This window comes from Alkalibacterium sp. (assembly GCF_046484155.1).
Classification (GTDB): Bacteria; Bacillota; Bacilli; order Lactobacillales; family Carnobacteriaceae_A; genus Alkalibacterium.
Genome location: NZ_JAWOBT010000092.1, coordinates 1 through 10,149, shown reverse-complemented (window position 1 = coordinate 10,149; position 10,149 = coordinate 1). Strand labels below are relative to the sequence as shown.

Here is a 10,149-nt window from a genome sequence, read left to right as displayed (position 1 = left end):
AAGCAGAGTTCACTAAACATACCAAGATCTTGGGTCATCGGAATGAAAAATACGATACCCCTGATTACTCTTATATCTTGATGGGACTCATCGCCACATTCCTAATCGTTTTGAATTTTGCATTAAGCGGGAATGCCAATGATGCATTCTGGACGATTCTTTCCTTCAGTTTCTTGATCTTCTTCCTCCCTTATTTATGGCTGTTTCCAACGGTTGTGAAATTGAGGAAAGTGGATAAAGATATCGTCAGACCCTACGAGATTCCTTTTGGAAAATTCGGGTTGTACACGTCAAGTATAATCGGCTTCTTATTCATTGCCCTGGGGATCGTTTTACTCTTCTTTACAGGTGAGGGTTGGGATCCTTTATATCATCTGACACTTATTATTGGAACCATCCTCACAACACTCTATGGTGTGTACTTGTATCGAAAGAGTCTGTAAATTAAAGACGAGCAAAGAACGATGATGAACAGCAAATATAAACGAGGCTGGGACAAAAGTCTCGGTTATAAATAGAAAAGTCCTGAACAAAAATCGTTATGATTTTCGTTCAGGACTTCTTTTTGGTTAAAAAAAAGAGCACCTTTTGATATAATGTAATCACCACAACTACATTAAGAAAGGGTGCTCTTTATGTACTTACAATATACCATGAATCAAACAACCTTGCCATTAGAATTAGATGTTTTCCTACCGGAAAACCATATCGTCTATGCCATTGATACAGTGATAGAAGACTTGACAGACGAGGATTATCAGCTCATTATAAACGAATTCGGTCGCCCGGCCTATCATCCTAAAGTGTTACTGAAAGCTCTTCTTTTTGCTTACTCTGAGCGGACATTTTCAGGAAGAGATATTGAGAAAATGATGCGTGAAAATTTAGCGATGCAGTGGCTTACTGCTCAAACAATCATTTCTTATCGTACAATTAACCGCTTCAGAGGATCTGATCATGCCAAGAGAATCATTCGGGACCTGTATGTCAGTTTCTCAGCTCGATTGAAAAAGGAAAAACTGATCGAGGGAAAAGCACTGTTCATAGATGGGACTAAATTAGAGGCGAATGCGAATAAATACACCTTCGTGTGGAAAAAAGCAGTAGACCGATACTATCCTAAGCTGAAAGAAAAAGAACGCGACTACTACACCAATGAAATAGCCCCACTGATTGAACAAGAAATAAAGAAGGAAACTAAAGAAGATTTCACTAAGGAAGACATTCTTGAGTTGAATGATCTTTTGAAAGATGAACTAGATAAGGTCGAAAAAGAGATCACTAACAGTTCAGAAAAAGAACACGTAAGTCAATTGAAAAGAAAACGCCGGTCACTGAAAAAACACCATAATAAAATGAAAAAGGATTTTATCCCCAGAGAACATAAGTATGAGGCGTATTACAACACATTCAACGGTCGGAACAGTTTTTCAAAAACCGATCCCGATGCGACGTTCATGCGAATGAAAGACGATCACATGAGAAACGGACAACTGAAAGCCGGGTATAATGTGCAAATCGCAACAGAAAACCAGTTTGTTCTGCACACCCAAGTTTATCCCAACCCCACTGATACGAAGACATTGATTCCGTTTATCGAATCGCTTCCGAAGGAAGTCAAACCTACTCAGTTTATTGTGGCAGATGCTGGGTACGGAAGCCAGGAAAATCTGGAGTATATAGACCAGTCCGAATGGACTGGATTAATAAAGTACGGGATGTATGAAAAAGAACAGAAGAAAAAATATATCCAGTCCGATAAAAACCTGGCTAACTGGACATACGATGATCATGAAGATACGTATAGTCATCCCGACGGGACTGTTTATGCCTTCGCGCATGTCCGAAGGTATAAAACGGACACCGGCTACGTCAAGCTGTCCCATATCTATCAGTCTACCGATCCACTTTATCGGAACGGGCGAAAAACAGTATCAATCAATTACCACTATGAAGAACAGAAATTAAATATAAAAGAACAGCTTTCATCACCCGAAGGACGAAGACTTTATGGAAAACGCAAAGTCGATGTCGAACCAACTTTTGGTCAGGTGAAGGCTAATTTAGGTTTCACTCGATTTTCTGTCCGTGGGCAGTCGAAGGTAGAAAATGAAACGAACCTCATATTCATGGCAAACAATTTGAGGAAATATAACAAAAGAAAGCAATTATAGAAGGAGAAAGATAGAAAAAGCTGCGTCAGTTTGTATTTATCTACAAACTGACGCAGCTTTTTCATTATTTCAGATTAGGTGTGAGACTTTTGTCCCACCCTCTTTTTTTGCATATGGACATGTCAGTCGTTTTACTGATCAAATTAGATCGATCTCTGACCTAGTCGAACAACAAGTGATCATATGAAGATTACCAGGAAAGACTCGACACGAACGGTTTGATATGAAAGTTAGAATAGTTTCTTATATTATCGTATAATGAAGTATCAAGTTAATTTGCAAAGGATGTTTTAGTCATGATCAATGTAATAGGCGTACTCCCGGATGACACGATGGAAACAGACGTCCGTGTGGATGAAGAAAACTTAAAAAAATATAAATGGTATTGGGTCGATTTCAGCGATCCAACTGCTGAAGAATTCCGTCTGCTGGATTCCGTTTTCCATTTTCACCCATTAGCTATCGAAGACTGTGGGTTTCTGCTTCAGCGGCCCAAACTGGATTATTATGAGGGATACGATTTTTATGTCACCCATACAGTCAAAAGAGAAGACAAGGAAGTAATAAAAGAAGAACTGGATTTCTTTGTCGGGAAAAGTTATATCATCACCTTTCACTTTGAAGCATCTAAAGAGGTGGAACAAGTATGGAGTAGAATCACAGCACAAGATGTTATAAAAAAATGGGACCCGTATTATGTCTTTTATCAAACATTGGACAAACTGGTTGATACTTATTTTCCGCTTATTTATCACATCGAGGGCAAGCTGGATACGATTGAAGATAACCGACAAAACCAGTCGACGGATGAACTGATGGACGAACTGTTCGATACTCGGCATATGCTGTTGCATATCCGCCAGACAGTCAATCCGATGCGGGATCTGCTCTACCGGATGCTGAATTCCCAGCATTTGACAGAAGTAAAAAAGAGACGGGAGTATTTTTCCGATATTTATGATCATTTACTGAAGGTATCGGAACTGGTCAGTTCCAACAGGGAATTCACATCGGATATCCGCGACAATTATCTTTCCATGACGTCTCACCAGTCCAATGAAGTGATGAAGATCCTGACCATCATCACTTCTATCTTCATACCGCTGACCTTGATTTCCGGAATTTATGGAATGAACTTTGTCAATATGCCCGAACTGGAATGGAAATATGGCTACTTTATAGTCCTGGGGATCATGCTGATGATCGGTCTCTCGCTTTTTTTCTGGTTCAAGAAAAAAGGATGGTTTAAATAGGCTGTAACAAAAAAGATGGGCGATATGATATCCTTCCAAAAGAGAAACGTATAAATGTTATTATTTCTACGCTTCTTTATTGGGAGGTTTTTTTTTGAAAAATGGTGATAGACATCGAAAAAAGATAAGGCCTACCAGCGTATTTTTTGAAGCATGCTGCGGAGAACATGCTCTTCCTCGTCAGTGAGCTGCCAATCAGAAATCTCATCTTTAATGTCAGTTAAACGCCCGTTTTCCCGGACAAAACCATTTAAACGAGCGGCTATGGTGGAATCCGTGAAATTCTTATGATCGAAAAACAAGGGAAGGATAGACTCCATAGCTTTAGGGAAACGCTTTAGGAAATATTTATGATGGCGATTTTCCGCTGGATAAAATGGCCGGTCATATTGGATTTCTGTCCCAATACTTTTTCCGTTTCGCTTCTCCCACTCGTTTTTTATCAAATCAGCCGTTTCCTGCTGATTAAGGGAATGCACAATCAGCAGCGAAAGATACTGCCTTCCCTTAAACTTACGATCCTTAACCGCATCGTGACTATTCCAGTAAATCCGCAGAATATCTTCATAGGAAAGGAGAGAAGCATCGAAATCGATCTGGATGGTTTCGGTGTGATCTCCGATGGTTCTGTAAGTAGGTTCAGCCGTGGTTCCTCCTGTGAAACCGGTGCGAGTACGTATCACGCCAGGATATTGTCCAAACTGGCTCTCCGGTCCCCAAAAACAGCCCATACCAAAAGTGGCTGTTTCTAATGTTTTCGCTCGACGATTAAGATTCAACATGGTCTAAAACTCCTTTTTAAAGCATCTCATTTTTTGAAATAGTGCCTTTTTCTTCTGACAAATATGTTTACTGTTATTTTACATAACAAAATTCAGGAAATCCTTATGCTTAATTTTAACACGTTCGCTTTTCCATTCAATGTTTAGACTTACCATTAAAAATCTATCAAGAATTCAGTTAGTCATTTTTGGTATACTTCATATAAATAGACTTAATGTTTAAGAAGCAAGACATACAGAACATAGTGAAGGGGTCATACTTCTTAATAATGGATTCTTTTGGTCGGAACATACGAGTTTTACGTATAAAATCAGCATTATGATAATGAGGGAAAACAATGAACCCAGTATTTAAATTTCTATTACGATTAGCGTCATCACCACGCATTGACATGCAGGAAGACTACCAGTGGATCAGAAAAGTGCAGAGGCTCTTTTCGAGTGCGCCTACCGCACGCTTCCGAACGCTGGATGACAAGATTTACTCGGCAAACAACAATCATGAAATTCCAGTCCGTATTTTTTTCCCCAAGAAAAAGACACATCCTGAACCCATTTTATTTATCCATGGCGGAGGATGGGTGATTGGAGATATCGAAACGTATACACGCGCCTGTGTCACTATCGCAGATTATTTAGGCCGTGTCGTCTATTCAGTCGATTACCGTTTAGCACCGGAGCACCCTTACCCAGCGGGATTGAATGACGTTTACCAAGCAGCGGAAGTCTTGCTCACCCCTCTGGAAGATGAAGAGGAAGAAGACTGGATCATCATGGGTGATTCCGCGGGTGGGAACTTAGCGGCTATTGTCTCTACGTTACTGAGAGACCGTAAGAAGCAGATGCCTAAAAAACAGGTGCTGATCTATCCTGTCACTTACTGGGATCACACCGAAAATTCCCCTTTTAAATCTATCAAGACCAACGGCTATAATTACGGTATGACGATCAAAAAAATTCAAAGCTTTATGGAACTGTACGCCCCTGATTTATCTACGCGAAAAAGTCCTATGATTTCGCCTTTAATGTCTGAAGATCTAAGTGATCAGCCAGAAACATTAATTATTACAGCCGAGTATGACCCATTGCGTGACGAAGGTGAAGCCTACGGTAAAGCGCTAGGCGAATCCGGTAATAAGGTCAAGGTGCATCGGGTATTGAACAGTGTACATGGGTTCATCAATTATCCTGCTTTCACTGAGCCGATGGAAGAAGCACTAAAGGAAATCCAAACGTTTTTAAATGATTAAGGAGGAGCAGCTGTGGAGAAAAAAAGATGGGTAAGATTAGACAACGCCTCTAATATTTTTCTGGCTGCACGTAACGAAACAGATACGAAAGTTTTTCGTTTATCCGCCGAAATGACAGAGATCATCGATCCGGTGCTATTACAGTCGGCACTCCAAGCGACGTATAAAGAGTACCCGCTTTTTCATAACGTCTTGAGACGGGGCATCTTCTGGTATTACTTGGAAGAACGTTTAGGAACACCTAAAGTACAACCGGAAACGAGTCCCCCGTGTTCACCGATATATCATTATGACAAACGTGAGTTTCTTTTCCGAGTGCTCTATCATAAAGACCGTATCCATCTGGAAGTCTTTCATGCCCTGACTGACGGGACGGGGGCTTTATGGTTTTTCGAAGACTTATTGACCGAATACGTGAGATTGCGTCAAGCGAAAGTATTAGAATCTTTAGACAAGCCAGAGCAGAGAGAGAAAGCCGATTTGGAAGACAGTTTCAAAAGGTATTTCAGTAAAAAGAAAAAGTATGCAAGGATTGAAGCCAGCATAGATCCGCTGAAAAAATATAAGGAAAAAGAATTGGCTGATGACAAAAAACCTTTGGAAAAAAAACCAAAGGCGGCATCTGTTTATCACGTCAAGGGCGAAAAAACAGCCGATCACCGGCTGCGTGTGATCGAAATAAGTGTTCCGTTGAAAGAAACACTCACTTTAGCACGCAAGGAAAACGTTTCTTTAACGATCTATATGACCGCCCTGTATATGCTGGCTGTTTACCGTGTGAAAGAAGACAAATCAAAAGATACGACGATCACCATGTCGATACCCATTAATTTGAGGCAGTTCTTTCCGTCGGTTTCCGTGCGGAATTTTTTCAGTACCACCATTGTCTCGTATACCTTCAAGCCTGACAAAGAGGATTATTTGCCTGAACTGTATGCAACATTGGCGCGACAGTTTGAAGCACGACTGCAAAAAGATGCGCTGGAAAAGAGACTGAAACAATTCATTGCATTTGAGTTTAACCCTCTGACACGGATTATTTTTCGACCGATCAAAGATGGCATTTTGAGGCTCGTCAATTATTTCATCAAGAAAAAAATAACAATTGCGATGTCTAATCTCGGTCGGGTAAAGTTGCCGGAAGGTATGGAAAAATATGTTAAGCAAACCTTTTTTTACACAGCCGCGATTCGTCCTCAATTTTGTTTGATAAGCTACCAGGAGACGCTCACGATCAGTTTTACGAGCCCGTTTGTAGAAACAGATATACACCGTGAATTTGTACGATTGCTTACCGAAAAGGGAGTCCCTGTCGTGATGGATGTCAACCGAGTGTCCCGAGAGGAGATGGAATAAGATGAAGCGTTGCCCAAAATGTCGAGCTAATGTGAAAGGGGACTGGGACCAATGTCCGCTCTGTCAGACTTCATTAAAAAAGGGTGACAGCGAGACAAATGAAGAGTCCGATTTTCCAGAAATCCCCTTGCAGTTCAACCGCAAAAAAATCAAACAACACCTTAGTTTGAGTTCGATCTTTTTGATTCTTCTCTATTTTGTTGCGCACTTCATCTGGCGCTTCGAATTTTTCAATTTAGAGTATGTTTTGTTCGGCATAATGATCATGTGGTTAATGATGCTTGTCATTGTTCGGAAACGACGAAATATAGTCAAGGGAATAGTGTATATATTGGTTCTGTTCTCTTTATTAAGTTTGTACTTTGACTACATTAATGGGTGGTTAGGATGGTCACTCACCTTTGTTATTCCTATCTTGTGTATCTCGGCTTTACTGGCTATGTTTATCTCCATCCAGGTCATCAGCTTAAAAGCGGAAGAGTATGTTTTATATCTGCAGCTAGCTGCTATAATGGGATTGATACCGGCTGTTTTTTTACTGATGAACTGGGTGGTTATTGCATTACCAAGTGTATTATCCGTGGTTTTCAGTCTGGTGATGTCCATCGCTGTCTTTTTCCGGCATCGTCAGGCTGTAATCAGCGAACTGGAAAAACGTATGCATGTGTAAGCAGACTAACATAGGACGAGTAAGGAAGTGACTGAGATGAAAGATATTTTTGTGGTCGGAGCGATTATCCAATCAAACGGGAGACTATTATGTGCGCAAAGGAGCCGATCCATGACCCTCTCCGAATTGTGGGAATTTCCTGGCGGGAAAGTAGAGGCCGGAGAAACGCATCAAGAAGCTTTGAAGCGCGAAATAAAAGAAGAACTGGAACTGGATATTCAGGTGGATGATCAGTTATTTCATAAATCTTGTTATACTTACGGTTTTGGCCGCGTTCATTTATCCACGTATCTTTGTACAGTAATAGAAGGGACACCTTCATTATATGAGCACCAAGCTATCAAGTGGTTGGAATCCAAAGAGTTGATGTCTTTGAAATGGGCACCCGCGGATATTCCGATTGTAGAAAAACTGATGAAAGAAAGTGTTTAACTATGACAGACATGCTGGAACGCTCATTAAAAAAAGCCTTTATCGATCAACAACTACAAGGTTCTCATTATGATCCTAAACTGATTATTAATGATGTCCCTAAGAAAGAATTTATGCTTAATGCTTTACATGATGAATTAAGCTCCTGTACAAGTTTTTTCTTCTCGGTCGCCTTCATCACGCAAGATGGCCTGGCTGCTTTAAAAGCGCAGTTGGCCGATTTACATAAGAAAGGTGTCAAAGGACGTATTTTGACATCTGTTTATCTGGCCTTTAACAAACCCGAAGTGTTCAGCGACTTACTGAATATCCCAAATGTAGAAGTCAGGATTTCCGGCAAAACCGGGTTTCACTCCAAAGGCTATTTGTTCACTCATCCTAAACACGCTTCATTTATAGTCGGCAGCTCGAATCTGACGATGAGTGCCTTGAAAATCAACTACGAATGGAACGTGAGACTATCTTCATATAAGCATGGACAGATGATTCAGGATATCCACGACCACATGGAAAATGAATGGCATGAATCGATAATACTGACACGAAGATGGGTAGAAAATTACACGCTTAATTATGACCCACAGATAGAGTTCAAGCGAGCGGTAGTCAATGAAGATTATCCTGTCACGATTGAACCGAATCTGATGCAGCGGAATGCTTTAAGAAATCTAAGCGGGCTCAGGGATCGTGGGGCCGAAAAAGGGCTTGTCATCTCTGCTACAGGAACTGGAAAGACGTTTCTCTCCGCGTTTGATGTCGATCAGTTCTCGCCTGAACGTGTCCTGTTTGTTGTCCATCGCGAACAGATTTTAAATCAAGCCAAAGAAGATTACAAAAAAATTCTAGGCGGTGATTCTTCAGATTACGGTATTCTTTCCGGTTCACACAAAGACATGGATGCTAAATACTTATTTGCAACGATCCAGACCATTTCAAAGGAAGCTATGTACAGAAGTTTTAGTCCGGATCACTTTGATTACGTCTTGATCGATGAAGTGCATAAGGCAGGCGCCGTTTCTTATCATAAAGTAATCGATTACTTTTCCCCGAAATTTCTGCTGGGTATGACAGCGACGCCGGAGCGAACAGATGGCTTTAATATCTTCAAGCTGTTTGATTACAATATCGCTTATGAAATTCGTTTGCAGGAGGCTTTAGAAGAAGACATGCTGTGCCCGTTTCATTATTACGGCGTCACAGATATTGAAGTAGACGGTGAATTGATCTCAGATGACACAGAGTTTAGTCAATTAATTGAAGAAGATCGTGTTAATTATCTTTTAAACAAACTGAATTACTACGGTTGTTCAGGAAACAGACCCAAAGGACTGATTTTCTGTAGCCGCAAGCGAGAAGCAAAAGCCCTTGCGACAGCATTCAATGCTCGGGGTATGGCCAGTGCTTATTTATCTGGAGAAGATTCGCTGGCAAAAAGAGAAAAAGAAGTTAGGCGTTTGGAACTTGGAGAAATCAACTACATCTTTACGGTCGATATTTTTAATGAAGGGATCGATATACCGAAGATCAATCAGGTTGTCATGCTCAGAAATACCCAGTCCAGCATCATTTTCATTCAACAGCTTGGTCGAGGACTGCGTAAAGACCTGTCCAAAGACTATGTCACCGTGGTCGATTTCATAGGGAACTATAAAAACAATTACCTCATTCCGATGGCACTTTCTGGAGATGTATCAAGAAACAAAAACAAAGTCAGAAAAGATACCTATGATACTGATTTTATTTCGGGGATCTCTTCGATCAATTTTGAAGAGATAGCCAAAAAGAAAATTTTTGAATCCATCAACAAGACATCAATGGATTCAATGTCTGAACTCAGAAAAGCATTTCAGCTGCTTTACAATCGCTTAGGGCGCGTCCCTTATCTCAAAGATTTCAAAGAACAAGAAATGCTGGACCCGGTGTTGCTTGCCAATAAAAAGAAAAGTTATTATGACTTTTTGTTAAGTATGGGCGAAACAGAAGGGCTCGTTACCGAAGAGGAACAGAGGTATTTAATGATTGCATCTCGCGAACTCCTGTCCGGTATGAGAAAAAATGAATTAGTCTTGCTGAAAGGATTAATTCATGATCAAAAAAACAATGTGAAAAAAGCAGTTTCGACTGAAGAGTTAGGGCAATGGTACGAAAAGCTAGGTCTTATCAGCGACAATAAAACGATTCAGTCAGTGCTGAACTCACTGGATTTAAGATTCTTTACTGGTATGACCCGTA

Annotated in this window: 8 protein-coding genes and 1 pseudogene; 8 read left to right on the top strand and 1 reads right to left on the bottom strand. The window is 40.6% G+C overall.

The annotated features are described in order from the left end of the window. The 3 genes and pseudogenes from R6U02_RS06760 to corA form a co-directional block, all read left to right on the top strand. A pseudogene (locus R6U02_RS06760) lies at positions 1 to 443 on the top strand (amino acid permease); the annotation flags it as partial. 192 nt (positions 444 to 635) lie between these two features. Continuing rightward, positions 636 to 2,174: an IS1182 family transposase gene (locus tag R6U02_RS06755; RefSeq protein WP_410262852.1), complete on the top strand. Its 1,539-nt coding sequence runs from the start codon at positions 636 to 638 to the stop codon at positions 2,172 to 2,174. Between the two features lie 296 nt (positions 2,175 to 2,470). Next, entirely contained in the window at positions 2,471 to 3,427 is a 957-nt protein-coding gene (gene corA / locus R6U02_RS06750; protein ID WP_410262851.1) for a magnesium/cobalt transporter CorA, read from the top strand. Positions 3,428 to 3,558: 131 nt separating this feature from the next. Here the strand turns inward: corA and R6U02_RS06745 are convergent, their stop codons facing one another. Beyond that, positions 3,559 to 4,209, bottom strand: coding sequence for a peptide-methionine (S)-S-oxide reductase (locus tag R6U02_RS06745; protein ID WP_410262850.1), 651 nt, complete (start codon positions 4,207 to 4,209; stop codon positions 3,559 to 3,561). A 338-nt stretch (positions 4,210 to 4,547) separates the two neighbouring features. On the opposite strand from R6U02_RS06745, the gene R6U02_RS06740 reads away from it, so the two are divergent. The 5 genes from R6U02_RS06740 to R6U02_RS06720 all read left to right on the top strand — a co-directional run. Beyond that, positions 4,548 to 5,459: an alpha/beta hydrolase gene (locus tag R6U02_RS06740; RefSeq protein ID WP_410262849.1), complete on the top strand. Its 912-nt coding sequence runs from the start codon at positions 4,548 to 4,550 to the stop codon at positions 5,457 to 5,459. A 12-nt stretch (positions 5,460 to 5,471) separates the two neighbouring features. Further along, positions 5,472 to 6,815: an alcohol acetyltransferase gene (locus R6U02_RS06735; RefSeq protein ID WP_410262848.1), complete on the top strand. Its 1,344-nt coding sequence runs from the start codon at positions 5,472 to 5,474 to the stop codon at positions 6,813 to 6,815. 1 nt (position 6,816) lies between these two features. After that, complete coding sequence (locus R6U02_RS06730) at positions 6,817 to 7,485, top strand: DUF6320 domain-containing protein (RefSeq protein ID WP_410262847.1); 669 nt, start codon at positions 6,817 to 6,819, stop codon at positions 7,483 to 7,485. Positions 7,486 to 7,521: 36 nt separating this feature from the next. Beyond that, on the top strand, positions 7,522 to 7,917 hold the full coding sequence (locus R6U02_RS06725; protein WP_410262846.1) for a (deoxy)nucleoside triphosphate pyrophosphohydrolase: 396 nt from the start codon (positions 7,522 to 7,524) through the stop codon (positions 7,915 to 7,917). A gap of 2 nt (positions 7,918 to 7,919) precedes the next feature. Then, a partial coding sequence (locus tag R6U02_RS06720) for a DEAD/DEAH box helicase family protein (protein ID WP_410262845.1) occupies positions 7,920 to 10,149 on the top strand: 2,230 nt, incomplete at its 3' end.

What these genes read in the sequence shown, in the direction of transcription:
- R6U02_RS06755 (WP_410262852.1), top strand. Translation starts at nt 636, where the DNA reads ATGTACTTACAATATACCATGAATCAAACAACCTTGCCATTAGAATTA.
- corA (WP_410262851.1), top strand. Translation starts at nt 2,471, where the DNA reads ATGATCAATGTAATAGGCGTACTCCCGGATGACACGATGGAAACAGAC.
- R6U02_RS06745 (WP_410262850.1), bottom strand. Translation starts at nt 4,209, where the DNA reads ATGTTGAATCTTAATCGTCGAGCGAAAACATTAGAAACAGCCACTTTT.
- R6U02_RS06740 (WP_410262849.1), top strand. Translation starts at nt 4,548, where the DNA reads ATGAACCCAGTATTTAAATTTCTATTACGATTAGCGTCATCACCACGC.
- R6U02_RS06730 (WP_410262847.1), top strand. Translation starts at nt 6,817, where the DNA reads ATGAAGCGTTGCCCAAAATGTCGAGCTAATGTGAAAGGGGACTGGGAC.
- R6U02_RS06725 (WP_410262846.1), top strand. Translation starts at nt 7,522, where the DNA reads ATGAAAGATATTTTTGTGGTCGGAGCGATTATCCAATCAAACGGGAGA.